Annotated in this window: 19 protein-coding genes; 16 read left to right on the plus strand and 3 right to left on the minus strand. The window is 61.4% G+C overall.

The window, feature by feature from the left end:
• Positions 1–127 precede the first annotated feature (127 nt).
• The 11 genes from ACF8EF_RS05845 to ACF8EF_RS05895 all read left to right on the plus strand — a co-directional run bounded on the left by ACF8EF_RS05845 (position 128) and on the right by ACF8EF_RS05895 (position 14167).
• Positions 128–2935, plus strand: coding sequence for an LPS-assembly protein LptD (locus tag ACF8EF_RS05845; protein ID WP_176683500.1), 2808 nt, complete (start codon positions 128–130; stop codon positions 2933–2935).
• Positions 2910–4235, plus strand: coding sequence for a peptidylprolyl isomerase SurA (gene surA, locus ACF8EF_RS05850; protein WP_209968379.1), 1326 nt, complete (start codon positions 2910–2912; stop codon positions 4233–4235). The genes ACF8EF_RS05845 and surA overlap by 26 nt, the downstream gene beginning before the upstream one ends.
• On the plus strand, positions 4232–5221 hold the full coding sequence (gene pdxA, locus ACF8EF_RS05855) for a 4-hydroxythreonine-4-phosphate dehydrogenase PdxA (RefSeq protein WP_176683502.1): 990 nt from the start codon (positions 4232–4234) through the stop codon (positions 5219–5221). The genes surA and pdxA overlap by 4 nt, the downstream gene beginning before the upstream one ends.
• Positions 5218–6021, plus strand: coding sequence for a 16S rRNA (adenine(1518)-N(6)/adenine(1519)-N(6))-dimethyltransferase RsmA (rsmA, locus tag ACF8EF_RS05860; RefSeq protein WP_003255558.1), 804 nt, complete (start codon positions 5218–5220; stop codon positions 6019–6021). The genes pdxA and rsmA overlap by 4 nt, the downstream gene beginning before the upstream one ends.
• A 193-nt stretch (positions 6022–6214) precedes the next feature.
• The gene (gene apaG, locus ACF8EF_RS05865; RefSeq protein ID WP_021782712.1) at positions 6215–6595 is read left to right on the plus strand and encodes a Co2+/Mg2+ efflux protein ApaG; all 381 of its coding nucleotides are present in this window, start codon (positions 6215–6217) and stop codon (positions 6593–6595) included.
• Positions 6595–7461 (plus strand): symmetrical bis(5'-nucleosyl)-tetraphosphatase, encoded by an 867-nt coding sequence (locus ACF8EF_RS05870; protein WP_176683503.1) that lies wholly within the window; start codon positions 6595–6597, stop codon positions 7459–7461. Before apaG ends, ACF8EF_RS05870 begins: the two co-directional genes overlap by 1 nt.
• Positions 7462–7475: 14 nt before the next feature.
• Positions 7476–7808 (plus strand): thiosulfate sulfurtransferase GlpE, encoded by a 333-nt coding sequence (gene glpE / locus ACF8EF_RS05875; RefSeq protein WP_103443390.1) that lies wholly within the window; start codon positions 7476–7478, stop codon positions 7806–7808.
• A 282-nt stretch (positions 7809–8090) separates the two neighbouring features.
• Positions 8091–10013, plus strand: coding sequence for a PrkA family serine protein kinase (locus ACF8EF_RS05880; RefSeq protein WP_021782710.1), 1923 nt, complete (start codon positions 8091–8093; stop codon positions 10011–10013).
• A 155-nt stretch (positions 10014–10168) separates the two neighbouring features.
• Positions 10169–11440, plus strand: a complete 1272-nt coding sequence (locus ACF8EF_RS05885) for a YeaH/YhbH family protein (RefSeq protein ID WP_176683504.1) — start codon at positions 10169–10171, stop codon at positions 11438–11440.
• Entirely contained in the window at positions 11437–13005 is a 1569-nt protein-coding gene (locus ACF8EF_RS05890; protein WP_003255566.1) for a SpoVR family protein, read from the plus strand. The genes ACF8EF_RS05885 and ACF8EF_RS05890 overlap by 4 nt, the downstream gene beginning before the upstream one ends.
• A gap of 55 nt (positions 13006–13060) precedes the next feature.
• Positions 13061–14167 carry a multifunctional CCA addition/repair protein gene (locus tag ACF8EF_RS05895; RefSeq protein WP_176683506.1) on the plus strand — a complete coding sequence of 369 codons (1107 nt, stop codon included), beginning with the start codon at positions 13061–13063 and terminating at the stop codon, positions 14165–14167.
• A gap of 347 nt (positions 14168–14514) precedes the next feature.
• On the opposite strand, the gene folK is transcribed toward ACF8EF_RS05895, so the two are convergent.
• On the minus strand, positions 14515–15024 hold the full coding sequence (gene folK, locus ACF8EF_RS05900) for a 2-amino-4-hydroxy-6-hydroxymethyldihydropteridine diphosphokinase (RefSeq protein WP_209968398.1): 510 nt from the start codon (positions 15022–15024) through the stop codon (positions 14515–14517).
• Complete coding sequence (folB, locus tag ACF8EF_RS05905; protein WP_176683508.1) at positions 15015–15371, minus strand: dihydroneopterin aldolase; 357 nt, start codon at positions 15369–15371, stop codon at positions 15015–15017. Before folB ends, folK begins: the two co-directional genes overlap by 10 nt.
• Positions 15372–15445: 74 nt before the next feature.
• Between folB and plsY the strand changes: the two genes are divergently transcribed.
• A complete protein-coding gene (gene plsY, locus ACF8EF_RS05910; protein ID WP_014589441.1) occupies positions 15446–16015 on the plus strand; it encodes a glycerol-3-phosphate 1-O-acyltransferase PlsY in 570 nt (189 codons plus the stop codon).
• 17 nt (positions 16016–16032) lie between these two features.
• Here the strand turns inward: plsY and tsaD are convergent, their stop codons facing one another.
• Positions 16033–17058 (minus strand): tRNA (adenosine(37)-N6)-threonylcarbamoyltransferase complex transferase subunit TsaD, encoded by a 1026-nt coding sequence (tsaD, locus tag ACF8EF_RS05915; RefSeq protein WP_176683509.1) that lies wholly within the window; start codon positions 17056–17058, stop codon positions 16033–16035.
• 204 nt (positions 17059–17262) lie between these two features.
• Between tsaD and rpsU the strand changes: the two genes are divergently transcribed.
• The 4 genes from rpsU (at position 17263) to ACF8EF_RS05935 (ending at position 25552) form a co-directional block, all read left to right on the plus strand.
• Positions 17263–17478 carry a 30S ribosomal protein S21 gene (gene rpsU / locus ACF8EF_RS05920; RefSeq protein WP_003255575.1) on the plus strand — a complete coding sequence of 72 codons (216 nt, stop codon included), beginning with the start codon at positions 17263–17265 and terminating at the stop codon, positions 17476–17478.
• Between the two features lie 302 nt (positions 17479–17780).
• Complete coding sequence (gene dnaG, locus ACF8EF_RS05925) at positions 17781–19763, plus strand: DNA primase (RefSeq protein ID WP_209968404.1); 1983 nt, start codon at positions 17781–17783, stop codon at positions 19761–19763.
• 67 nt (positions 19764–19830) lie between these two features.
• Positions 19831–21681 carry an RNA polymerase sigma factor RpoD gene (rpoD, locus tag ACF8EF_RS05930; protein WP_176683511.1) on the plus strand — a complete coding sequence of 617 codons (1851 nt, stop codon included), beginning with the start codon at positions 19831–19833 and terminating at the stop codon, positions 21679–21681.
• Between the two features lie 127 nt (positions 21682–21808).
• Positions 21809–25552, plus strand: coding sequence for an EAL domain-containing protein (locus tag ACF8EF_RS05935; RefSeq protein WP_392461893.1), 3744 nt, complete (start codon positions 21809–21811; stop codon positions 25550–25552).
• Positions 25553–25568 lie beyond the last annotated feature (16 nt).

Consider the following 25568-nt stretch of genomic DNA (forward strand, 5'->3'; position numbering starts at 1 on the left):
AAGGGTCTCCGACGGCCCTAGCCGTCAAGCGGGTCATGCTTTATTATCCAGCATCTTTTTCAGACCATCGAGAGGCGTGCGGCCCCACACGCGGGCAGATGGCACGCAGGAAGCCCGGACTAATAAGATGGCATTGAAATCCCCCGCGTTTCGTAGAAAGTTTCCGTTGCTGGTAACCGGCGGTCTGCTGGCCCTGCAACCTCTGGCCACCTCATACGTAGTGGCAGCCGAACAATTCGACTGCCAAGTGTCCGCCGCCGGTGGTTGGGACTGCAAGCCCAAAACCCCAGTCAACAACTTGCCACCGCGCCCGGTGCACGAAGGTGCAGCCGTCAGCTCCGGTACCGAAGCTGCGGGCGAAGCCGAAACTGCGGACCGGCCCATGCTGGTCACCGAGGCCAAGGGCCGTGGCCTGAAGTCGCGCAGCGAAGACTACAGCCACCTGGACTGGGTTCCGCGTGAAAAGCTCACCGCCGCACAGCTGGCTGAAACCGGCCCCTACTGCGGTGGCGCGTATATCGAGCCGACCCGCCCGGGCATGGCCGACACCACGCCGAAGGACGAGTCGCCGACCTACATCAATGCCAAGGTATCCAAGTACCAGCAGGAGCAGCAGATCGCCACCCTCGCCGGTGACGTGGTGATGCGCCAGGGCAGCATGCAGGCCGAAGCCGACGAGGCCAACCTCTACCAGGCCGAAAACCGTGGCGAGCTCAAGGGCAACGTCAAGATCCGTGACAACGGTTCGCTGGTGGTCGGTGACGAGGCACAGATCCAGCTCGACACTGGCGAAGCCCAGGTCGACAACGCCGAATACGTGATGCACAAGTCGCACATCCGCGGCAATGCCCTGTACGCCAAGCGCAGCGAAAACGCCATCATCCGCCTCAAGGACGGTACGTACACCACCTGCGAACCGGGCAGCAACGCCTGGCAGCTGAAGGGCAACAACATCACCCTGAACCCGGCAACCGGTTTCGGTACCGCGACCAACGTCACGCTGCGGGTCAAGGATTTCCCGGTGTTCTACACACCGTACATCTACTTCCCGATTGACGACCGTCGCCAGTCCGGATTCCTGCCGCCATCGTTCAGCACCAGCAGCGACACCGGCTTCATGCTGGTCACGCCGTACTACTTCAACCTGGCGCCCAACTACGACGCCACGTTGTATCCGCGCTACATGGCCAAGCGCGGCCTGCTGATGGAAGGCGAGTTCCGTTACCTGACGCCTTCCAGCGAAGGCCAGTTCGGCGGCGCCTACCTGAACGACAAGAACGACGACCGCAAAGATCAGACGGATTACAAAGATCAGCGCTGGATGGTCAACTGGCAGCACAAGGGTGGCCTGGACGAACGCCTGATGACTGAGGTGGACTACACCGACATCAGCGATCCGTTCTACTTCCAGGACCTGGAGTCCGACCAGATTGGCGTGGAAAGTCGCGACCTGCTGAATCAGCAGGGTGCGTTGACCTATCGTGGCGACAGCTACACTGCGCGGTTGAATGTGCATGCCTACGAGATGGCTACGATCTCGCAGATCACGCCGTATGACCGCCTGCCGCAGCTGACCCTGAACGGTACGCTGCCGTTCCAGCCAGGCGGTTTGAACCTTGGGTACGAGACTGAGGCTGTTCGTTTTGATCGTGACCTGAAGGACGATTTCGTTCTGGACGAAGATGGCAATCCAGACGCCAGCGCCGGCGTAGCCGGTCGCCGCCTTGACGAAAATATCTTCGGCGTAGCCCGTGCCAACGGCACCCGCCTGAACGTCGCCCCGTCCATCAGCCTGCCGATGCAGGCCAGCTACGGCTACATCACGCCGAAGCTGAAGTACATGTATACGCACTACGACCTTGACCTGGATAGCAAGGGCAAGAGCGACATTGCTGCCGCGAACGCAGACACACTGGACGTGTTCGGCGACTACAAAAGCAACCTGAACCGCGATATCCCGATTTTCAGCGTCGACAGCGGCCTGTATTTCGATCGCAACACCTCGTTGTTCGGCACCAACTACCGCCAGACCCTCGAACCGCGCATGTTCTACCTCTATGTCCCGCACAAGGACCAGATGGACATCCCGCTGTTCGATACGGGTGAAACCCTGTTCAGCTACGACTCGCTGTTCCGTGACAACCGTTTCAGTGGTACCGACCGTATCGGCGACGAGAACAAGCTGTCGCTGGGCGTGACCACCCGCTGGATCGAGGAGAACGGCTTCGAGCGCCAGAACTTCAGCATCGGCCAGGCCTACTACTTCAAGGACCGCAAGGTCCAGCTGCCAGGCATCGACTACCGCACCCGCAAGGACGCGCAATCCGATGTATCGCCGTACGCGCTGGTGTACAACTACTACTTCAACCGCGACTGGCGCTTCAATTCGGACTTCAACTGGGACCCGGACAGCCGCAGCACCCGCTCGGGCAGTGCGATGTTCCACTATCAGCCTGAAGACAACCCGAACAAAATCGTCAACCTCGGTTATCGCTATCGTAACGACACCATTGCCTACGACTCGACCACGGGTACCTGGAAAGTGGGCGGCGGTGACTATGGCACCCCGGGCGATCCGAACTACATCAAGGATTACTACAAGATCCAGCAGCACGACTTCTCGGTCATCTGGCCGATCGTGCCGCAGTGGAACGTTATCGCTCGCTGGCAGCATGACTACAACCGTAACCGTACCCTGGAAGCCATGGGTGGTTTCGAATACGACAACTGCTGCTGGAAGCTGCGCCTGATCAACCGTTACTGGATCGACTACGACGATTTCAGCCAGGCCCTTCCACAGAACGAAAAAGGCGACCACGGTGTCTTCCTTCAGATCGTCCTGAAAGGCCTCGGCGGCGTAGTTGGCAACAAGGTCGAGTCTTTCCTCGACCAAGGCATTCAAGGTTACCGTGAACGTGAAGACCAAGCTTATTGATCGTCTGCGCCCAGTGTTGCTGGGCGCCGCTTTGCTGAGTGGCGCGGTGCATGCCGCGGTGCAACCTCTTGATCGCGTGGTGGCTATCGTCGACAACGACGTGGTCATGCAAAGCCAGCTGGAACAGCGTGTCCATGAGGTGCAGCAAACCATCGCCAAGCGCGGCGGCGGCGTACCGCCGACCAGCGCCCTGGAACCGCAGGTACTGGAACGCCTGATCGTCGAGAACCTGCAACTGCAGATCGGCGAGCGCTCCGGCATCCGCATCACCGACGAAGAGCTGAACCAGGCCATTGGCACCATTGCCCAGCGCAATGGCATGTCGCTGGACCAGTTCCGCGCGGCGCTGGCCCAGGACGGCCTGTCGTTCGACGACGCTCGCGAGCAGGTCAAGCGCGAGATGATCATCAGCCGCGTGCGCCAGCGCCGCGTTGCCGAACGCATTCAGGTGTCCGAGCAGGAAGTGAAGAACTTCCTGGCCTCGGACCTGGGCAAGATGCAGATGTCGGAAGAGTACCGCCTGGCCAACATCCTCATTCCGACCCCGGAAGCCGCCAACTCGGCCGACATCCAGAAGGCTGCGCGCAAGGTTGGTGACGTGTACCAGCAACTGCGCCAGGGCGCCGACTTCGGCCAGATGGCGATTGCCAACTCGGCCAGCGAAAACGCCCTGGAAGGCGGCGAGATGGGCTGGCGTAAAGCCGGTCAGCTGCCACCCGACTTCGCCAAGATGCTCAGCAGCATGCCGGTGGGCGAAATTACCCAGCCTATTCGCATCCCCAACGGCTTCATCATCCTCAAGCTCGAGGAAAAGCGCGGTGGCAGCGAGAACGTGCTGCGTGACGAAGTGCATGTACGCCACATCCTGATCAAGCCAAGCGAGATCCGCAGCGAGGCGGCCACCAAGCAGCTGGCCGAGCGCCTGTACGAGCGGATCAAGAGCGGCGAAGACTTCGGCGAACTGGCCAAGAGCTTCTCTGAAGACCCGGGTTCGGCACTCAATGGCGGCGACCTCAACTGGGTCGATCCGAACAGCCTGGTACCGGAGTTCCGTGAACAGATGGCCAATGCCCAGCAAGGCGTAGTGACCAAACCGTTCAAGACCCAGTACGGCTGGCACGTTCTGGAAGTGCTGGGCCGCCGCGCCACCGACAGCACCGAGCAGGCCCGCGAACAGCAGGCCCTGAGCGTACTGCGCAATCGCAAGTACGACGAAGAGCTGCAAACCTGGCTGCGCCAGATCCGCGACGAAGCCTACGTTGAAATCAAGCTGCCTGGCGCCGACCAGGCTGCCCAGTGAAGCCCCTGCGCTTCGCCGTCACCCCCGGCGAGCCGGCCGGCATAGGCCCCGACCTGTGCCTGCTGCTCGCCGCAGACGCCCAGCCCCACCCCCTGATCGCCATCACCAGCCGTGACCTGCTCGCCGAGCGGGCCACGCAGCTGGGGCTGGCCGTCAGCCTGCTGCCGGTAGCCCCGGGCCAATGGCCTGACCGCCCTGCCCCCGCGGGGAGCCTGTACGTCTGGGATACCCCTCTGGCGGCCCCGGTGGTGCCAGGCCAGCTCGACAAGGCCAACGCAGCGTTCGTGCTGGAAACCCTGACCCGCGCCGGGCAAGGCTGCCTGGACGGGCACTTCGCCGGGATGATCACTGCCCCGGTACACAAGGGTGTGATCAACGAAAGCGGTATCGCCTTTTCCGGGCATACCGAATTCCTAGCCGAACTGACCCGCACCGCACAAGTGGTAATGATGCTGGCTACCCGCGGCCTGCGCGTGGCCCTGGTGACTACGCACCTGCCACTGCGTGATATTGCCGACGCTATCACTGCCGAGCGCGTCGAACGTGTAACCCGTATCCTGCATGCCGATATGCGCGACAAGTTCGGCATTGCCAACCCGCGTATCCTCGTGTGCGGCCTCAACCCGCACGCGGGCGAGGGCGGCCACCTGGGCCGCGAAGAAATCGACATCATCGAGCCGACCCTGGCCCGCCTGCGCACCGAAGGCATGGACCTGCGCGGGCCGCTGCCGGCCGATACCCTGTTTACCCCCAAATATCTGGAGCACTGCGATGCGGTGCTGGCGATGTACCACGACCAGGGCCTCCCCGTACTCAAGTACAAAGGCTTCGGCGCTGCAGTGAACGTGACCTTGGGCCTGCCAATCATCCGCACGTCGGTTGACCACGGCACCGCCCTGGACCTGGCCGGCACTGGCAAAGTCGACACCGGCAGCCTGCGCGTCGCACTGGAAACCGCCTACCAGATGGCCGAGAACCGACCATGAACGAGCAATACCAACACCGGGCACGCAAGCGCTTCGGCCAGAACTTCCTGCACGACGCCGGTATCATCGACCGCATCCTGCGTGCCATCAACGCCAAGGCCGGCGAACACCTGCTGGAAATCGGCCCGGGCCAGGGCGCCCTGACCGAAGGCCTGCTGGGCAGCGGTGCACAGTTGGACGTGGTGGAGCTGGACAAAGACCTGGTGCCGATCCTGCAGCACAAGTTCGCCGATCGCAGCAACTTCCGCCTGCACCAGGGTGACGCCCTGAAGTTCGACTTCAACCAGCTGGGCGTACCGCCGCGCAGCCTCAAGGTCGTTGGCAACCTGCCCTACAACATCTCCACCCCGCTGATCTTCCACCTGCTAAGCCACGCCGGGCTGATCCGCGACATGCATTTCATGCTGCAGAAGGAAGTGGTCGAGCGCATGGCCGCCGGCCCTGGCGGCGGTGACTGGGGGCGCTTGTCGATCATGGTGCAGTACCACTGCCGCGTGGAGCACCTGTTCAATGTCGGCCCTGGTGCCTTCAACCCGCCCCCGAAAGTGGATTCGGCGATCGTCCGCCTGGTGCCGCACGAAGTGCTGCCGTTCCCGGCCAAGGACCACCTGCTGCTGGAGCGTGTCGTTCGCGAAGCGTTCAACCAGCGCCGCAAGACCCTGCGCAACACCATGAAAGGCCTGCTGGACAGCGCCGCCATCGAAGCTGCCGGCGTTGATGGCAGCCTGCGCCCTGAACAGCTCGACCTGGCAGCCTTCGTGCGCCTGGCTGACCAGCTGGCTGATCAGCAACAAGCCTGATTTAGCCTGTACCGGCCTCTTCGCGGGCCACAAGGGATCGCACAACCCTCAAATCCTGTGCGAACCCTTGTAGGAGCGGGTTTACCCGCGAAGACGCCGGTACAGGTAACCCCCCAAGCCCGATCACCGCTGGCCCTCCCCCCTCTCAATGGCCTAGACTGCATTATTGCGTCAGTTCGCCCAAGGCCCTTGCATGTCCGACCCCCGCTATCAAATCGACGTCAGCGTCGTGACCCGCTACCTGAAAGAACAATCCGACCCCGAAAACAGTCGTTTCGCGTTCGCCTACACCATTACCGTGCAGAACAACGGTTCGCTCACGGCCAAGTTGCTGTCGCGCCACTGGCTGATCACCAACGGTGACGGCGAGGTAGAGGAAGTACGCGGCGCCGGCGTGGTCGGCCAGCAACCCAACATAGACCCTGGCCAAAGCCATACTTACAGCAGTGGTGCCGTCATCAGCACCCGCGTTGGCACCATGCAGGGCAGCTACCAGATGTTCGCCGAAGACGGTAAGCGCTTCGACGCCGAAATTGCCCCCTTCCGCCTGGCAGTGCCCGGGGCGCTGCACTGATGGCAACCTACGCCGTCGGTGACCTGCAGGGCTGCCTGCAGCCACTCAAATGCCTGCTCGATCGCGTCAGTTTCAACCCCGCCGTCGACCGCCTGTGGCTGGTCGGCGACCTGGTCAACCGCGGCCCCGAGTCACTGGAAACCCTGCGCTTCCTGTACTCGATCCGTCATTCACTGGTCTGCGTGCTGGGCAACCATGACCTGCACCTGCTGGCCGTCTGGCATAACGTCGAGCGCCTCAAGAAAAGCGACACACTGCGCGAGATCATCGAAGCGCCGGACGCCGACCAGTTGTTCGACTGGCTGCGCCAGCAAAAGCTGCTGCATTACGACGAGCCCCGCGGCATCGCCCTGGTTCACGCCGGCATACCGCCACAATGGACCCTTGGCAAAGCCCTGGAGCTCGCCGCCGAGGTCGAGGAAGTGCTGCGTGACGACACCCGCCTGCAGCTGTATCTCGACGGCATGTACGGCAACGAGCCGAACAAGTGGCGCAAGAACCTCGCCGGCGTCGAACGCCTGCGGGTCATCACCAACTACTTCACCCGCATGCGCTTCTGCACTGCCGATGGCAAACTCGACCTCAAGAGCAAGGAAGGCCTGGGTAGCGCGCCCAAAGGCTACAAAGCCTGGTACGCGCACAAGGACCGTCGCTCACGCCACGTGAAGATCATCTTTGGCCATTGGGCCGCTCTGCAGGGTGAGGTCACCGAGCCCGACGTCATCGCCCTGGACACTGGCTGCGTGTGGGGCGGCGCCATGACCCTGTACAACATCGACAGCGGCGAATATCACCGCTGCGACTGTGCCGACGACGGCACCCTGCGCCAGCCGGCACAACCCACTACACTCAACGACCACACCTGAAGGAAGCAGTACCCATGAGCGAATTCAAGCGCATCCCTCCTGAGCAGGCCTTGGAGCTTCGCAAGAAAGACGGAGCGGTCGTGGTCGACATTCGCGACCCGCAGGCCTTCGCCGCCGGCCACATCACCGGCGCCCGGCATCTGGATAACCACTCGGTCGCCGATTTCATCCGCAACGCCGACCTTGATGCGCCGACCCTGGTGGTCTGCTATCACGGCAATTCCAGCCAAAGCGCTGCCGCCTATCTGGTCGGCCAGGGCTTCTCCGACGTGTACAGCGTGGACGGCGGCTTCGAACTGTGGCGCGCGACCTATCCGGCCGAGACCGCCCAGGGCAACGCTGAATAATTTTTTATTTTCCCCTGCAGCCCGTGCCCCGCGCGGGCTTGCGGCTTATCTGACGAACGGTCGTTCGTAACTTCTGCGTTTCTCGCCCCTTGACCTTGCAGATAACCAACTACGCTTAAGCTCAGGCCATCCAAAAAGGGGAGAGCCGGTACACCGGCGTGCGGGTCATCGGTAGCGTTACAGGGTGTTCTGGGGGGTATACAGCAATCGGCAAACCCGGTTGCATGCCAGCATCAGCTGACTGATCCGGCGTCGTCTCCACGTATCGAGCGAGGTGACGTCATGAGTATTTTTAGCCACTTCCAACAACGTTTCGAGTCAACGCGCCAGGAAGAACTCTCGCTGCAGGAGTACCTCGAGCTGTGCAAAGAGGATCGCAGTGCCTACGCATCGGCGGCCGAACGGCTGTTGCTGGCCATCGGTGAGCCAGAGCTGATCGACACCTCAACCAACTCCAGGCTGTCGCGAATCTTCTCCAACAAGGTTATCCGCCGCTATCCGGCCTTTGCCGACTTCCATGGCATGGAAGAGTGCATCGACCAGATCGTGTCGTACTTCCGCCACGCCGCCCAAGGCCTGGAAGAGAAGAAACAGATCCTCTATCTGCTGGGCCCGGTAGGCGGCGGCAAGTCCTCGCTGGCGGAAAAACTCAAGCAGCTGATGGAAAAGGTGCCGTTCTACGCGATCAAGGGCTCGCCGGTATTCGAGTCACCTCTGGGCTTGTTCAATGCCACCGAAGATGGGGCCATTCTCGAGGAAGAGTTCGGCATCCCACGGCGCTACCTCAACACCATCATGTCGCCTTGGGCCACCAAGCGCCTGCAGGAATTTGGCGGTGACATCTCCAAGTTCAAGGTGGTGAAGCTGTACCCGTCGATTCTTAACCAGATCGCCATTGCCAAGACCGAACCCGGCGATGAAAACAACCAGGACATCTCTGCCCTGGTCGGCAAGGTCGATATCCGCAAACTTGAGGAATACCCACAGAACGACGCTGATGCTTATAGCTACTCGGGCGCGCTGTGCCGGGCCAACCAGGGCCTGATGGAATTCGTCGAAATGTTCAAGGCGCCGATCAAGGTCCTGCACCCCTTGCTCACCGCCACCCAGGAAGGCAACTACAACAGTACCGAAGGCCTTGGGGCGATTCCCTATACCGGTATTCTGCTGGCGCACTCGAACGAATCGGAGTGGCACACCTTCCGTAACAACAAGAACAACGAAGCGTTCATCGACAGGATCTATATCGTCAAGGTGCCGTACTGCCTGCGGGTCAGCGATGAAATCAAGATCTACGACAAGTTACTGATCAACAGCTCGCTGTCCAAGGCCCACTGCGCGCCAGATACGCTCAAGATGCTGGCTCAGTTCACCGTGCTTTCACGCCTGAAAGAGCCAGAGAATTCCAATATCTATTCCAAGATGCGCGTTTACGACGGGGAAAACCTCAAGGACACCGATCCAAAGGCCAAGTCGATCCAGGAATACCGGGACGCCGCAGGTGTCGACGAAGGCATGAACGGCCTGTCGACTCGCTTCGCCTTCAAGATCCTGTCCAAGGTGTTCAACTTCGACCCACACGAAATTGCCGCCAACCCGGTGCACCTGCTGTATGTGCTCGAACAGCAGATCGAACAGGAACAGTTCCCGGCTGAGGTGCGCGAACGCTATCTGCGCTACCTGAAGGAATACCTGGCGCCGCGCTACATCGAGTTTATCGGCAAGGAAATCCAGACCGCCTACCTGGAGTCCTACAGCGAATACGGCCAGAACATCTTCGACCGCTACGTGCTGTATGCAGACTTCTGGATCCAGGATCAGGAATACCGCGACCCGGAAACCGGCGAAATTCTCAACCGCATTGCGCTCAACGAAGAACTGGAGAAGATCGAGAAACCGGCTGGCATCAGCAACCCGAAAGACTTCCGCAACGAGATCGTCAACTTCGTACTGCGCGCACGCGCCAACAACAATGGCAAGAATCCAAGCTGGCTGAGTTATGAAAAGCTGCGGGTCGTGATCGAGAAGAAAATGTTCTCCAACACCGAAGACCTGCTGCCTGTCATCAGCTTCAACGCCAAGGCCAGCAAAGAGGACCAGAAGAAACACAACGACTTCGTCACCCGGATGGTGGAGCGTGGCTATACCGACAAACAGGTGCGCCTGCTGTCGGAATGGTACCTGCGGGTCAGGAAATCGCAATAAAGCGGCAAGCTGCTAGCCGCAAGCTGCAAGCTGCCTGGCGCGGGCACTACGGCCCGCGTCACAGCTTGCGGCGGCGGTGGCTGCTCTTTCTTGCAGCTTGAAGCTTGTGGCTTGCAGCTTGTGGGTTGCAGCTGCATCCAGTCACCGGAGGGACCATGAGCTACGTTATAGACCGACGCCTGAACGGCAAGAACAAGAGCACGGTCAACCGCCAACGCTTTCTGCGGCGGTACCGCGAACATATCAAGAAGGCCGTCGAAGAGGCGGTGAGCCGCCGTTCCATCATGGATATGGAACACGGCGAGCAGATCAGTATTCCCGGGCGCGACATCGACGAACCGGTCTTGCATCATGGTCGTGGGGGCAAACAGACCATCGTGCACCCTGGCAACAAAGAGTTCACTGCCGGTGAACACATCCCACGGCCGCAAGGCGGTGGAGGTGGTGGCGGTCGCGGCAAGGCCGGCAATTCCGGCGAAGGCATGGACGAGTTCGTCTTCCAGATCACCCAGGAAGAATTTCTCGAATTCATGTTCGAAGACCTTGAGCTACCCAACCTGGTCAAACGTCACCTGACTGGCGCCGACACCTTCAAGACTGTTCGCGCCGGCATCGCCAACGAAGGCAACCCGTCACGCATCAACATCGTGCGCACCCTGCGCTCGGCCCATGCCCGCCGTATCGCCCTGACCGGCAGCAGCCGCGCGCTGCTGCGCGAAGCACAAAAGGAACTCAACCGCCTGCGGGTCGAAGAGCCGGACAATTTCACCGATATCCAGGAAATCGAACAGGAAATCGAGCGCCTGAAAGCGCGTATCAACCGCCTGCCCTTCCTCGACACCTTCGACCTCAAGTACAACCTGCTGGTCAAGCAACCCAACCCAAGCTCGAAGGCAGTGATGTTCTGCCTGATGGACGTATCCGGCTCGATGACCCAGGCCACCAAGGACATCGCAAAGCGCTTCTTCATCCTGCTGTACCTGTTCCTCAAGCGTAACTACGAGCGCATCGAAGTCGTGTTCATTCGCCATCACACCAGCGCCCGTGAAGTCGACGAAGAAGAATTCTTCTATTCGCGGGAAACCGGCGGCACCATCGTCTCCAGTGCCCTCAAGCTGATGCAGGAAATCATGGCCGAGCGCTACCCGGCCAGCGACTGGAACATTTATGCCGCGCAGGCTTCTGATGGTGACAACTGGAACGACGACTCGCCCATCTGCCGCGACATCCTCTCCAAACAGATCATGCCGCATGTGCAGTACTACACTTACGTTGAGATCACCCCCCGTGAACACCAGGCGCTGTGGTATGAGTACGAGCGTATCGGCGATGCTTTCCCCGACACGTTCGCCCAACAGCAGCTGGTATCGGCCGGCGACATCTACCCGGTCTTCCGTGAACTCTTCCAGCGCAGGTTAGCCACATGACCGCCAGAGCACAGAGACGCCAACCCATTTCCACCGGGTCCGAGTGGACGTTCGAGCTGATCCAGACCTACGACCGGGAAATCAGCCGTCTGGCCGAGCGTTACGCCCTGGACACCTACCCCAACCAGATCGAGGTAATCACTGCCGAGCAGATGATGGACGCCTACGCCTCGGTCGGCATGCCGCTGGGCTACCACCACTGGTCCTACGGCAAGCAGTTCCTCAGCACGGAAAAGTCCTATAGCCGCGGCCAAATGGGTCTGGCCTACGAGATCGTGATCAACTCCGACCCTTGTATCGCCTACCTGATGGAAGAAAACACCATGTGCATGCAGGCACTGGTGATTGCCCACGCCTGCTACGGCCATAACAGCTTTTTCAAAGGCAATTACCTGTTCCGCACCTGGACTGACGCGAGCTCGATCATCGACTATCTGGTGTTCGCCAAGCAGTACATCGCCCAGTGCGAAGAGCGCCACGGTATCGATGCAGTGGAGGACTTGATCGACTCCTGCCATGCCCTGATGAACTACGGTGTCGACCGCTACAAGCGGCCCTATCCTATTTCTGCAGAAGAAGAGCGGCGCCGGCAACAGGAGCGCGAAGAGCATCTTCAACGGCAGATCAACGATCTTTGGCGAACAATTCCGAAAAACGCCGAAAAGGGTAACGACCGCGATGAGGGGCGCTTCCCCGCCGAACCGCAGGAAAACATCCTGTATTTCATCGAGAAGAACGCCCCGCTGCTTGAACCCTGGCAACGTGAGGTCGTGCGCATCGTGCGCAAGATCGCCCAGTACTTCTACCCGCAGCGCCAGACCCAGGTCATGAATGAAGGTTGGGCAACCTTCTGGCACTACACCCTGATGAACGACCTGTACGATGAGGGGCTGATTACCGAAGGCTTCATGATGGAGTTCTTGCAGTCGCACACCAGCGTGGTGTTCCAGCCCGGCTTCGACAGCCCGTACTACAGCGGCATCAACCCCTACGCGCTGGGCTTTGCGATGTACACCGACATCCGCCGCATGTGCGAAAACCCCACCGAGGAAGATCGCCACTGGTTCCCCGACATTGCCGGCAGCGACTGGCTTTCTACCATCAAGTTCGCCATGAGCAGCTTCAAGGACGAGAGCTTCATCCTGCAGTACCTGTCGCCCAAAGTGATGCGCGACCTCAAGCTGTTCAGCATCCTCGATGACGACCAACGCGACGACCTGCTGGTGCCCGCCATCCATGATGAAGCCGGTTACCGGGTGATTCGGGAGCAGTTGGCAGCGCAGTACAACCTCGGCAACCGTGAACCGAACGTGCAGATCTGGAGCGTCGACCGCCGCGGAGACCGCTCGCTGACCCTGCGACACCAGCAACACAACCGCAAACCGCTGGGCGACTCGACCGACGAAGTGCTCAAGCACCTGCATCGTCTGTGGGGTTTCGATATCCACCTGGAGACCGTGCAGGGCGAGCAAGTGATGAGTACTCACCACATGCCGCCGCGCGGCGAGCATAGCGAAAGCGCCGACTACGGCCGCATGGACCTGGCCGTTATCCACCACCTCTGATGCAACCCCATGACCGCCGACGGGTTATCCTGTCGGCAGTTATGGAGAGCTGCACATGCACATTTACAAAGTTGGCGGCGCCGTGCGCGACCGCCTGCTCGGCCGCCCTGTCAGCGACATCGACTGGCTGGTGGTCGGCGCCACCGTCGAAGAAATGCTCGCCAAGGGCTATCGGCCGGTAGGTGCCGATTTCCCGGTGTTCCTGCACCCGAAAACCGGCGAGGAATACGCCCTGGCGCGCACCGAGCGCAAGAGCGGGCGAGGCTACGGCGGGTTCACTTTTCACGCCAGCCCCGACGTAACCCTGGAAGAAGACCTGATCCGCCGCGACCTGACCATCAATGCGATGGCCGAGGATGAGGCGGGCACGGTCTACGACCCCTACCAAGGCAAGAAAGATCTGGATCAACGCCTGCTACGCCATGTTTCCCCGGCATTCTCCGAGGATCCATTGCGCGTGCTGCGTGTTGCACGCTTTGCTGCCCGCTACGCACCCTTGGGGTTCCGGGTTGCCGATGACACCTTGGCGCTGATGCGCCAGATCAGCGCCTCGGGAGAACTACAGGCACTCACTGCCGAGCGCAGCTGGAAGGAAATCGAGCGTGCGCTGATGGAAGCGCAACCGCAGGTGTTCTTCAAGATAATGAGCGCGTGCGGGGCCCTGCAGGAGCTGCTGCCTGAGCTTGATGACGGCTCCCGGACACTGTCGGCGCTGGAGCAGGCAGCGGCGCACGGACAACCGCTGCACGTGCGCTGGGCCTGCCTGTTGCGCGGGTTGGCACCGACATCGATCAAAACCGTCAATCAGCGCCTGAAGGCACCGCGTGAGTGCCAGGAACTGGCCATGCTGACAGGGGAATGCCTGGCGCAGGGCAATCAGGCGCTCGAACTGCCTGCCACGGCACTGCTGGAGCTGTTGCAGAAGTTCGATGTCTACCGACGGCCGCAGCGGTTCGAGGATTTTGTGGTCGTTTGCGAGATGGCGGCGTTGGGCGATGGCGAGCAGGGTTACCCACAGGCCGATTACCTGCGAGGCGCAGCAGCGGCGGCGCGAGCGGTGGATGTGAAGCCGTTGGTGCAAGCCGGGTTCACGGGCAAGGCCCTGGGCGAAGCACTCAAAGGTGAGCGGCTGAAAGCGCTCGAGGCTTACCAGCGCGGCTAGACATACCCGCCTCTTCGCGGCTGAAGCCGCTGTAGGAGCGGGTTCACCCGCGAAAGGGCCGGGCCTGCTGGCCAATTTCCAACCGCCGTTCACCGTCGCAGCCACCACCGTATTCGCGGGTAAACCCGCTCCTACAGGGGGCACACATCTAGGGTTGGGCACAGGCCGTTGTAGGAGCGGGTTCACCCGCGAAAGGGCCGGGCCTGCTGGCCAATTTCCAACCGCTGTTCACCGTCGCAGCCACCACCGTATTCGCGGGTAAACCCGCTCCTACAGGGGGCACACATCTAGGGTTGGGCACAGGCCGTTGTAGGGGCGGGTTCACCCGCGAAGAGGCCGATACAGGCTCAAGCGGGCGTCAACTGCAACCCGCGCCACTCAAAGGCGACCGGGGCCAGTACCTGATCGATCTGCGCTTCCTGCCACAGCTGCGCCATCCGTTTGCCCACCCCCGGATGCACCAGGTCGGGTGCCAGCAACGACAGTGGCCACAGCACAAAGGCATTCTTCAGGATCTCGGCCCGGGGCAGCACCAGCCCATCGAAGGTACCGTGCAAATCGCCATACATCAGCACGTCGATATCCAGCGGCAACCCCTTGCGGTCCGGTGCATAGCGTCCATTGTCGGCCTCGATGAACTTCAGCCGGCGGTCCAGCTCGATCAACGGCAACGCGGTTTGCCCGGTCACCACGAAGTTGATGAACGGCCCGCTCTTGATGCCCACCGCCTGGCTTTCGAAGGCCGGCGAACAGCGCATGTCAGTCAGGATGCCAGCCAACGCATCGAGCCCGGCGCACAAATGCGCCTCACGGTCGATGTTGCTGCCCAGTCCCAGGTAAACCGTGCTCAGAGACATCCGCGCTCGATCTCCACGCCTACACCACCAAGGGCCGCCGGCACCGCGCCCGGCTTGGTCAGCTTCAACCGCACCCAGGGGATGTGGAACTCGTCCATCAGGGTTGCCACCAGGCGCTCGGCAAATGTCTCAACCAGCTCGAAACGGGCCTGTTCGGCAAACGCCTGGATGCGCGCCGACACACTGGCATAGTCCAGCGCCAGGTTCAGGTCGTCTCCGGCGGCGGCCGGGCGGTTGTCCCAGGCAAAGCTCAGGTCCAGGCGCAAGCACTGGCGAATATCCCGCTCCCAGTCATAGGCACCGATGACGGTATCGACTTCCAGGCCTTCGATGAACACTCTGTCCAAGCACTTCTCTCCACAGCACGACAAGGGCGACGGGCGCCGTTAGAATCAGGGCGTCCTCGCCCGGAATAGTTAGCATGTTTTGGTTACTGGCGTTGCTCGCCTACCTGCTCGGCTCGCTGTCCTTCGCCATTGTTCTCAGCCGCCTCTCGGGCAGCCCGGACCCGCGTTCCAGCGGTTCAGGCAATGCCGGCGCCACCAACATGCTACGCCTGGCAGGCCGTAAACTGGCGATCCTGACCCTGCTAGGCGACCTGTGCAAGGGCCTTTTGCCGGTATTGCTCGCCCGCGCTGCCGGGCTGGACCTGCACGCGCAGGCCTGGGTGGGCATATGCGCGGTGCTGGGCCATCTGTTCCCCCTGTACTTCCGTTTCAAGGGCGGCAAGGGCGTGGCGACAGCAGCCGGCATGCTCATGGGCCTGTATTTCCCGGCAGCGCTGCTGGCCATCGGCGCCTGGCTGCTGACCTTCTACCTCACGCGCACCAGCTCACTGGCGGCACTGATTGCCACGCCACTCACCTTGCCGTTGCTGGCCTGGCGCGAGCCGGAGGCCCTGCTACCGATCAGCGTACTGACAGTGATGATCGTGTGGCGCCACCGCAACAACCTGCGCGACTTGTTTGCAGGGCGCGAACGCCACTTCTGAACCTTCGACGCCCTACCTTACAGCGGCGGCAACTGCTCCATCGGCCAGCGTGCCTGCACGCTGATCCCCAGGTCTTGCTGCTGCCCGGCCAACAGGCGCTGGCAACCGGCATAGGCGATCATCGCACCATTGTCGGTACAGAATTGCGGGCGCGCGTAGTACACGTTGCCCTTGATGCCACCGAGCATGTCCTCCAGGGACGCGCGCAGGGCCTTGTTGGCACTCACGCCACCCGCGATGACCAGGCGCTTTAGGCCGGTCTGCTTGAGCGCCCGCTTGCACTTGATGGTCAAAGTCTCCACCACCGCCTGCTGGAATGCCAGAGACAGGTCGCAACGGGTTTGCTCACTGTCGTCGCCAGCATTCTTGCATTGCTGCCAGGTGTTCAGGGCGAAGGTCTTGAGACCACTGAAGCTGAATTCCAGGCCTGGCCGATCGGTCATTGGCCGTGGGAACACGAAGCGCCCGGCCACACCTTGTTCGGCCAGACGCGCGATTTCCGGACCACCGGGATAATTGAGGCCGATCAGCTTGGCGGTCTTGTCGAACGCTTCACCGGCAGCATCGTCCAGGCTCTCGCCCAACAGTTCGTATTGACCGATGCCATCGACCCGAACCAGCTGGGTATGGCCACCGGAAACCAACAAAGCGACGAACGGAAACTCCGGCGGGTTTTCTTCCAGCATGGGCGCCAGCAGGTGGCCCTCCATGTGATGCACACCGATCGCCGGGATGTCCCAGGCAAAGGCCAGCGCCTGGGCGCAGGATGCGCCCACCAGCAAGGCGCCGACCAGGCCGGGGCCCGCGGTGTAGGCGATGGCGTCGATTTCGGTGGCAACGCAACCTGCCTCGTCCAGCACCTGGCGGATGAGCGGCAGCATGCGCTTGACGTGATCACGCGAGGCAAGCTCAGGCACCACGCCACCGAAGGCGCGGTGCAGGTCGATCTGGCTGAACAGTGCGTCGGCCAACAAACCGCGTTCACTGTCGTATAATGCGACACCAGTTTCGTCGCAGGATGTTTCCAATCCCAGTACTAGCATGGGCTCGTCCCTTGTGGGGGCTGAATTCGAAGCCGCGCATGATAGTCCCCGTGTCGGGTGCCGACCAGCGGTTTTCGATCAGAGGCTTTGCATTCCGGCTTGCTAAGGGTTAACATCCGCAACCCTTGAAAACCGACGTTCTCCAGCACACCTTTGTTTTGCCAGGAGCACGTCTACCCCGGTAATGAATTAAGGTAGCCCTGGATGCCAGCCGTCAAAGTTAAAGAGAACGAACCCTTCGACGTAGCTCTGCGTCGTTTCAAGCGCTCCTGCGAAAAAGCCGGTGTACTGGCTGAAGTTCGTAGCCGCGAGTTTTACGAGAAGCCGACCGCAGAGCGTAAGCGCAAAGCAGCTGCTGCTGTTAAGCGTCACGCCAAGAAAGTTCAGCGCGAACAGCGCCGCGCCGTTCGTCTGTACTAATACAGGCGTTCAACGCAAAGCTTCTGCCCTGCCCGGCTAACCCCCGGGCGATGGCAGTGGTCGCTTCAAACTTGAGCAGCTAGCTCAAGGCCCTGCACAAGCTTCATGCGAACTGCATCATGGGCAACCTGCCTGAAACGTCAGAGCTGGTCCTCCTTGCTGTATGACCAGACGTGCACGTCCGACTGACGAGCCCTTAGGGGCTGGCGACGAGCACATTCCCTCGCACTTCCCCAAGCAGCACTCGCCCCCTTCGGCGCGTGAGCGATTAGACTTGCCAGTTGCCAGATAACGAGACTGCCATGGCCGGGCTGATTCCCCAAAGTTTCATTGACGACCTGATCAACCGCCTCGACATCGTCGACGTGGTGAGTTCGCGCGTCCAGCTGAAAAAAACCGGCAAGAACTACTCCGCCTGCTGCCCGTTCCACAAAGAAAAAACCCCGTCCTTCACGGTCAGCCCCGACAAGCAGTTCTACTACTGCTTCGGTTGTGGCGCCGGTGGCAACGCCTTGGGCTTTGTCATGGACCACGACAACCTGGACTTCCCCCAGGCCGTCGAGGAACTGGCCCGCGCCGCGGGCATGGAAGTGCCCCGCGAGCAAGGCCGCCGCGACCAGAAGCCGCGCCAGCCGACGGACTCGCCGCTGTATCCGCTACTGGACGCCGCCTCGGAGTTCTACCGCCAGGCCCTGCGCAGCCACCCGTCCCGCAAGGCAGCGGTGGACTACCTCAAGGGCCGCGGCCTGTCCGGGGAAATTGCCCGCGACTTCGGCCTGGGCTTTGCCCCGCCCGGCTGGGACAACCTGCTCAAGCACCTGGGTGCCGACACCTTGCAGCAGAAGGTGATGATCGATGCCGGCCTGCTGATCGAAAACGCCGAGAGCGGCAAGCGCTACGACCGCTTCCGCGACCGGGTGATGTTCCCGATACGTGACAGCCGCGGGCGCATCATCGCCTTCGGTGGCCGGGTGCTCGGCGACGACAAGCCCAAGTACCTGAACTCCCCGGAAACCCCGGTGTTCCACAAGGGGCAGGAGCTGTACGGGCTGTACGAGGCACGCAAGCACAACCGCAACCTCGACGAGATCATCGTCGTCGAGGGCTACATGGACGTCATTGCCCTGGCCCAGCAAGGCCTGCGCAATGCCGTGGCCACCCTTGGCACCGCCACCAGCGAAGAGCACCTGAAGCGCCTGTTCCGCGTGGTGCCCAGCGTGCTGTTCTGTTTTGACGGCGACCAGGCCGGGCGCAAGGCCGCCTGGCGCGCACTGGAATCGACATTGTCGAACCTGCAGGACGGCCGTCGCGCGCGCTTCCTGTTCCTGCCCGAAGGCGAAGACCCGGACAGCCTGGTGCGCGCCGAAGGTACCGACGCCTTCATGGCCCGCATCAACCAGCACGCCCAACCGCTGGCCGACTACTTCTTCGAGCAACTTGGCGTCGAAGCCGACCCGCGCTCACTGGAAGGCAAGGCGCATATGGCGACCTTGGCCGCACCGCTGATCGAAAAAATCCCCGGCGCCAACCTGCGCCAGCTAATGCGCAACCGCCTGAGGGAAATCACCGGCCTCGACCCGCAGCAGGTCGAGCAGTTGGCGCAACACGCCCCGACGGGCAGCAGCGTGCCGGACTACGACCCTGGCTACGACTACGATGCCATGGCCAGCTACACCCCCGACTACGGCGACATGCCGCAGCACGACTTTGCCCCCGTTCATCAGGAGCAGGCATGGAAACCCAACAAGGGTGGCAGCAAGAAGCCGTGGAGCGACAAGCCCTGGGACAAGAACCGCAAGGGCGGCAAGCCCTGGCAACAACGCGACGAAGCACCTCCCCGCGTGCCAGCACCGGTCGAGCCGCCCACCCTGGCCGCCCTGCGAACCCTGCTGCACCATCCGCTGCTGGCCGGCAAGGTGGAGGATGCCAGCCACTTCGCCGACGAAGAACACCTGTACAGCCAACTGCTGGTTGCACTGATCGAAGCCGCGCAGAAAAATCCTGGGCTAAGCTCAATGCAGTTGATCGCACGCTGGCATGGCACCGAACAGGGCCGCCTGCTGCGGGCCCTGGCGGAAAAGGAATGGCTTATCGTGGCCGACAACCTTGAACAACAGTTTTTCGACACCATAACTAGCTTGTCCGCCCGCCAACGCGAGCGCAGCCTGGAACAATTGCTCAGGAAATCACGTCAAAGCGAATTGACCAGCGAGGAAAAAACCCAGCTCCTCGCCCTGCTGAGCCGAAATGTTCCCGCACAAACGCCGACCTCATCTGGCGCGTGAGGCCCATGCTCGGGTATAATCCTCGGCTTGTTTTTTGCCCGCCAAGACCTTCAGTGGATAGGGTGTTATGTCCGGAAAAGCGCAACAGCAGTCTCGTATCAAAGAGTTGATCACCCGCGGTCGTGAGCAGGGCTACCTGACTTACGCGGAGGTCAACGACCACCTGCCTGAGGATATTTCAGATCCGGAACAGGTGGAAGACATCATCCGCATGATCAACGACATGGGGATCAACGTATTCGAGAGTGCTCCGGATGCGGATGCCCTTCTGTTGGCGGAAGCCGACACCGATGAAGCCGCGGCCGAAGAAGCCGCTGCTGCGTTGGCGGCAGTTGAAACCGATATCGGCCGCACGACCGACCCGGTGCGCATGTACATGCGCGAAATGGGTACTGTCGAGCTGCTGACCCGCGAAGGCGAGATCGAAATCGCCAAGCGTATCGAGGAAGGCATTCGTGAAGTCATGGGCGCTATCGCTCACTTCCCGGGCACTGTCGACTACATTCTCGGCGAATATGACCGCGTCACTACCGAGGGTGGCCGCCTGTCGGACGTTCTCAGCGGTTACATCGACCCTGACGACAACATTGCCGCGCCAACCGAAGAAGTGCCGATCCCTGGCGCCAAGGCCGCTGCGGCGAAGGAAGAGTCCGACGACGACGAAGAAGAGTCCGAAAGCGGTGACGACGAGGAAGAGGCCGAGAGCGGCCCGGATCCGGTCGTCGCGGCCCAGCGCTTCGGTGCGGTATCCGATCAGCTTCAGGTAACCTCCAAGGTCCTGAAGAAAAATGGTCGTAACCACAAGGAAAGCATCGAGGCCCTGCAGGCCCTGGCTGACCTGTTCATGCCGATCAAGCTGGTACCGAAGCAGTTCGAGGTACTGGTCGAGCGTGTACGTGACGCCCTGAGCCGTCTGCGACAGCAAGAACGCGCCATCATGCAGCTGTGCGTACGTGACGCCCGCATGCCGCGAGCCGACTTCCTACGCATGTTCCCGAGCAACGAAACCGACCAGACCTGGAGCGGTGACCTGGCCAAGCGTAACACCAAGTGGGCAGCCGCCCTGGGTGAAAAGAACGCTGCCATCGTCGCTTGCCAGCAGAAGCTGATCGACCTTGAGACCGAAACCGGCCTGACCGTTGCCGAGATCAAGGAAATCAACCGTCGCATGTCGATCGGTGAAGCCAAGGCCCGCCGCGCCAAGAAAGAAATGGTCGAGGCGAACCTGCGTCTGGTGATTTCCATCGCCAAGAAGTACACCAACCGTGGCCTGCAGTTCCTCGACCTGATCCAGGAAGGCAACATCGGCTTGATGAAAGCGGTGGACAAGTTCGAATACCGTCGCGGCTACAAGTTCTCGACCTATGCCACCTGGTGGATCCGTCAGGCGATCACCCGTTCGATCGCCGACCAGGCACGCACCATCCGGATTCCGGTGCACATGATCGAGACGATCAACAAGCTCAACCGTATTTCCCGCCAGATGCTGCAGGAAATGGGTCGTGAACCGACGCCGGAAGAGCTGGGCGAGCGCATGGAAATGCCTGAGGACAAGATCCGCAAGGTACTGAAGATCGCCAAAGAGCCGATCTCCATGGAAACCCCGATCGGTGACGACGAAGATTCGCACCTGGGCGACTTCATCGAGGACTCCACCATGCAGTCCCCGATCGATGTAGCCACGGTCGAAAGCCTCAAGGAAGCCACCCGTGACGTGCTCTCGGGCCTGACTGCACGCGAAGCCAAGGTGCTGCGCATGCGTTTCGGTATCGACATGAACACCGACCACACCCTCGAAGAGGTGGGCAAGCAGTTTGACGTAACGCGTGAGCGGATCCGTCAGATCGAAGCGAAGGCGTTGCGCAAACTGCGCCACCCGACTCGCAGCGAGCACCTGCGCTCCTTCCTCGACGAGTGATGACAAAACCCCGGCCCAGGCCGGGGTTTTTCTTTAGTGGCCCGCCACATAAAGCCCCCCTTCCGTTGCACGCCTGCAGCAATGCCCGTCTACACTCGACTTCAGACCACCTGAGTGCGAGGCTGCCATGTCCTTGAAGCCGGCCATTCTGTTGCTGATCCTGATTCTGTGGAACACAACGGCCGGCGCCCTGACCCTGACAGATGAGGAGAAAACCTGGCTGGCTGCCCACCCGCAGCTCAACCTGGGCGTAGACGCCTCTTGGCCACCGTTCGAGTTTCGCGACCAGGAGGGCCGTTACCAGGGATTGGCCGCCGACTACATCGCCATGATCCAGCAGCGCCTGGGTGTGACGTTCAAACCGGTCGAACCCAGCAGCTGGACCGAGGTGCTGGCGCAGGCGCGGGAAAGCCGTATCGACCTGCTGCCCGGCATCATGTCCACCCCGGAACGCCAGGGCTTCCTGGCCTTCACTCGCCCGTACCTCGACTTCCCCATTGTCATCCTCGCGCACAAAGGCGGCGCACAACCGCGAAAGCTGGCTGACCTGTACGGCCTGAAAATCGCCGTGGTAGAAAACTACGCCCCGCACGAGTTGCTGCGCACCCACCACCCGGACCTCAACCTGGTTGCCCTGCCAAACGTCAGCTCCACGCTGCAAGCCCTGGCCACCGACCAGGTGGATGCCGTGGTCGGCGACCTCGCTTCCAGTATCTGGAGCCTGCGCCAACTCAAGCTCGAAGGCCTCTACGTCAGCGGCGAAACGCCCTACCGTTATCAGCTGGCGATGGCCGTCCCCCGCGACAAGAGCGTGCTGGTCGGCATTCTCGATAAAGTGATGGCCGACATGAGCAGCAGCGAAATCAGCCAGATCCAGCAGCACTGGGTAGGCAATGTGGTCGACCAGCGGATGTTCTGGTCCGACATGCTGGTGTATGGCCTGCCAGCGGTGCTGTTGCTGATGGCTGTACTGGCAGCGGTCATTCGCATCAACCGCCGGCTCAGCTCGGAAATTTCCCGGCGCATCGCCCTGGAGCAAGAGCTGCGCAGCAGCGAATACCACTATCGCGGCCTGGTCGAGAGCCTGTCAGCCATCGCCTGGGAAGCCGATGCCAACGACTTCACCTACAGCTACGTTTCCCCCCATGCCGAGGACCTGCTCGGCTACCCATTGAGTGACTGGCTCAGGCCCGGTTTCTGGCGCAGCATCCTGCACCCGGAGGACGCGCTCTGGGCCCAGGCCTACTGCGACAGCGAGACCGCAGCGGGGCGGGACCACAGCCTGGACTACCGGGTGATCCGGGCTGACGGCCAGCCCCTCTGGGTACGCAACATCGTCAGCATGATCGAACACGGCCACCAGCCCGTGATGCGCGGGCTGATGATCGACATCAGCGAAACCAAGCGCACTGAGGACGCCCTGCGCCTGTCCGAACAGAAGTTCGCCTCGGTATTCCAGCAGTGCCCCGATATCTTGCTGATCGCCCGCCACAGCGATGGCTGCCTGCTGGAGGTAAACGAGGCGTTTGAAGAGCAGATCGGCCTGCCGCCAGACCAGGTCATTGGCCGCACCGCCACCGACCTTGACCTTTGGGGCATAGAAGGCAGTGGCCCGCTCCTGCTTGAAAGGTTGCACCAAGGTGGTATCCGCAACCTGGAAATGAGCTTCCGCCGCAGCAACGGCCAACTGTTCACCGGCCTGACTTCGGCCGAAACCTTCGAACTGGACGGCACGCCCGCGCTGGTTGTGGCAGTACGCGACATCAGCCAGCTGAAGGAGACCCAGCAGCAGCTGCAAACTTCAGAAGAAAAGTTCGCAAAGGCCTTCCACGCCTCGCCCGACGGCCTGCTGCTGTCGCGCCAGAGCGACGGGTTGCTGCTGGAGGTGAACGAGGGCTTCTGCCGCCTCACCGGCTACGCCCTCAACCCAACCATCGACCAGACCTCGCTGGACCTGGGCATCTGGGTCGACCTCAACGAGCGCAAACGCCTGGTCGACCAGCTCAACCGCGACGGCTTCGTGCGCGACTTCACCTGCCATATCCGTCGCAGCGACGGGCAGATCCGCCTTTGCGAGCTGTCCGCCCGCCCCCTGCCGATTACCGGCGTCGACTGCATGCTGACCATCGCCCGCGACATCACCGAGCGTCACCTGATGCAAGAAAAGCTGCAACTGGCCGCCACCGTGTTCGAGAACACTGCCGAAGGCGTGTTGATCACCGACATTGACCAGCGCATCAGTGCCGTCAACCGCGCCTTCAGTGAAATCACCGGCTACAGCGAGATCGAAGCCCTCGGCCAGACCCCGCGCCTGCTCGCCTCTGGCCAGCACGACAGCGCTTTCTATCTGGCCATGTGGCACCAGCTTACCGACGAGGGCCACTGGCAGGGCGAAATCTACAACAAGCGCAAGAACGGCGAACTTTACCCAAGCTGGCTGACCATCAGTGCCGTGCGCAACAGCGACCGCGAGATCACCCACTTCGTGGCGGTTTTTGCAGACATCTCCAGCATCAAGCACGCCCAGGCCAAACTCGACTATCAGGCCCACCACGACCCGCTGACCGGCCTGCCCAATCGCACCCTGTTCGAAAACCGGCTGCAGGGCGTACTCACCTGCGCGCAAGTCTCCAACCGCCAAGGCGCAGTGCTGTTCCTGGACCTCGACCGCTTCAAGCACATCAACGACAGCCTTGGCCACCCGGTCGGTGACCTGCTGCTCAAGGGCATCGCCCAGCGCTTGAAAGAGCAGGTACGCGACGTTGACACCGTAGCCCGCCTGGGTGGCGACGAATTCATTATTCTGCTGCCCGGCCTGCACAAGCCCAGTGACGCCAGCACTATCGCCAACAAGCTACTGGCCTGCTTCAACGCACCGTTCCAGGCCGGCGAGCACGAGTTTTTCACCAGCGCCAGCATCGGCATCAGTCTTTACCCACAGGATGGCACCGACGTCTCCACACTGATCCGCAACGCCGACGCCGCCATGTACCGCTCCAAGGCCAAAGGCCGTAACCGCGTCGAAGCCTACACCCGCGACCTCACCGCCCAGGCCAGCGAGCGCATCGCCCTGGAGCATGAACTGCGCCGGGCCGTCGAACGCAACGAAATGAGCCTGTGCTTCCAGCCCAAGCTCAGCCTTAAAACCCAGAGCCTGGTGGGTGCTGAAGCGCTGATCCGCTGGAGCCACCCGACCTTTGGCGAGGTACCGCCGGAACACTTCATCCACTTGGCGGAAGAGAACGGCACCATCCTGCAGCTCGGCGACTGGGTACTGGAGCAAGCCTGCCGGCAGATGCAGGCCTGGAAGCAGCACTATGAACCCTTCGGCCCGCTGTCGATCAACCTTGCCGGCGCCCAGCTGCGCCACCCACACCTGGCACGGCGCATCGAACAACTGCTCAAGCACCATCAGTTGAAGGCCGGTGACCTGCAGTTGGAAATCACCGAAAACTTCATCATGAGCCAGGCAGAAGAGGCCCTGGCCGTGCTGTACCAGTTGAAGAAACTCGGCGTACAGCTGGCCATCGACGACTTTGGCACCGGCTATTCGTCGCTGAGCTACCTGAAGCGCCTGCCGCTGGACATCCTCAAGATCGACAAGTCGTTCATCCGCGGCCTGCCCGACGACCCACACGACGCCGCCATCGCCCGGGCGATCATTGCCCTGGGCCGCAGCATGCAGTTGACCATCATTGCCGAAGGCGTGGAAAACCAGGCCCAGCAGCGTTTTCTGGCGGCCGAGGGCTGCGAGCAGATCCAGGGCTACATCGTCAGCCTCCCGCTACCACCAGAGGAATTCGCAGCCGCGTTTCTTCGCATAGCACTATCGGATCTTTCAGATGGCACAGGTGCGAAACCCTCGTTATAATCCGCCCACTTACTGA

The sequence above is a fragment of the Pseudomonas sp. zjy_15 genome (genome assembly GCF_043101865.1).
Classification (GTDB): Bacteria; Pseudomonadota; Gammaproteobacteria; order Pseudomonadales; family Pseudomonadaceae; genus Aquipseudomonas; species Aquipseudomonas putida_Y.

What these genes read in the sequence shown, in the direction of transcription:
- ACF8EF_RS05845 (WP_176683500.1), top strand. Translation starts at nt 128, where the DNA reads ATGGCATTGAAATCCCCCGCGTTTCGTAGAAAGTTTCCGTTGCTGGTA.
- rsmA (WP_003255558.1), top strand. Translation starts at nt 5,218, where the DNA reads ATGAACGAGCAATACCAACACCGGGCACGCAAGCGCTTCGGCCAGAAC.
- apaG (WP_021782712.1), top strand. Translation starts at nt 6,215, where the DNA reads ATGTCCGACCCCCGCTATCAAATCGACGTCAGCGTCGTGACCCGCTAC.
- ACF8EF_RS05870 (WP_176683503.1), top strand. Translation starts at nt 6,595, where the DNA reads ATGGCAACCTACGCCGTCGGTGACCTGCAGGGCTGCCTGCAGCCACTC.
- glpE (WP_103443390.1), top strand. Translation starts at nt 7,476, where the DNA reads ATGAGCGAATTCAAGCGCATCCCTCCTGAGCAGGCCTTGGAGCTTCGC.
- ACF8EF_RS05880 (WP_021782710.1), top strand. Translation starts at nt 8,091, where the DNA reads ATGAGTATTTTTAGCCACTTCCAACAACGTTTCGAGTCAACGCGCCAG.
- ACF8EF_RS05885 (WP_176683504.1), top strand. Translation starts at nt 10,169, where the DNA reads ATGAGCTACGTTATAGACCGACGCCTGAACGGCAAGAACAAGAGCACG.
- ACF8EF_RS05890 (WP_003255566.1), top strand. Translation starts at nt 11,437, where the DNA reads ATGACCGCCAGAGCACAGAGACGCCAACCCATTTCCACCGGGTCCGAG.
- ACF8EF_RS05895 (WP_176683506.1), top strand. Translation starts at nt 13,061, where the DNA reads ATGCACATTTACAAAGTTGGCGGCGCCGTGCGCGACCGCCTGCTCGGC.
- folK (WP_209968398.1), bottom strand. Translation starts at nt 15,024, where the DNA reads ATGTCTCTGAGCACGGTTTACCTGGGACTGGGCAGCAACATCGACCGT.
- plsY (WP_014589441.1), top strand. Translation starts at nt 15,446, where the DNA reads ATGTTTTGGTTACTGGCGTTGCTCGCCTACCTGCTCGGCTCGCTGTCC.
- tsaD (WP_176683509.1), bottom strand. Translation starts at nt 17,058, where the DNA reads ATGCTAGTACTGGGATTGGAAACATCCTGCGACGAAACTGGTGTCGCA.
- rpsU (WP_003255575.1), top strand. Translation starts at nt 17,263, where the DNA reads ATGCCAGCCGTCAAAGTTAAAGAGAACGAACCCTTCGACGTAGCTCTG.
- dnaG (WP_209968404.1), top strand. Translation starts at nt 17,781, where the DNA reads ATGGCCGGGCTGATTCCCCAAAGTTTCATTGACGACCTGATCAACCGC.
- rpoD (WP_176683511.1), top strand. Translation starts at nt 19,831, where the DNA reads ATGTCCGGAAAAGCGCAACAGCAGTCTCGTATCAAAGAGTTGATCACC.
- ACF8EF_RS05935 (WP_392461893.1), top strand. Translation starts at nt 21,809, where the DNA reads ATGTCCTTGAAGCCGGCCATTCTGTTGCTGATCCTGATTCTGTGGAAC.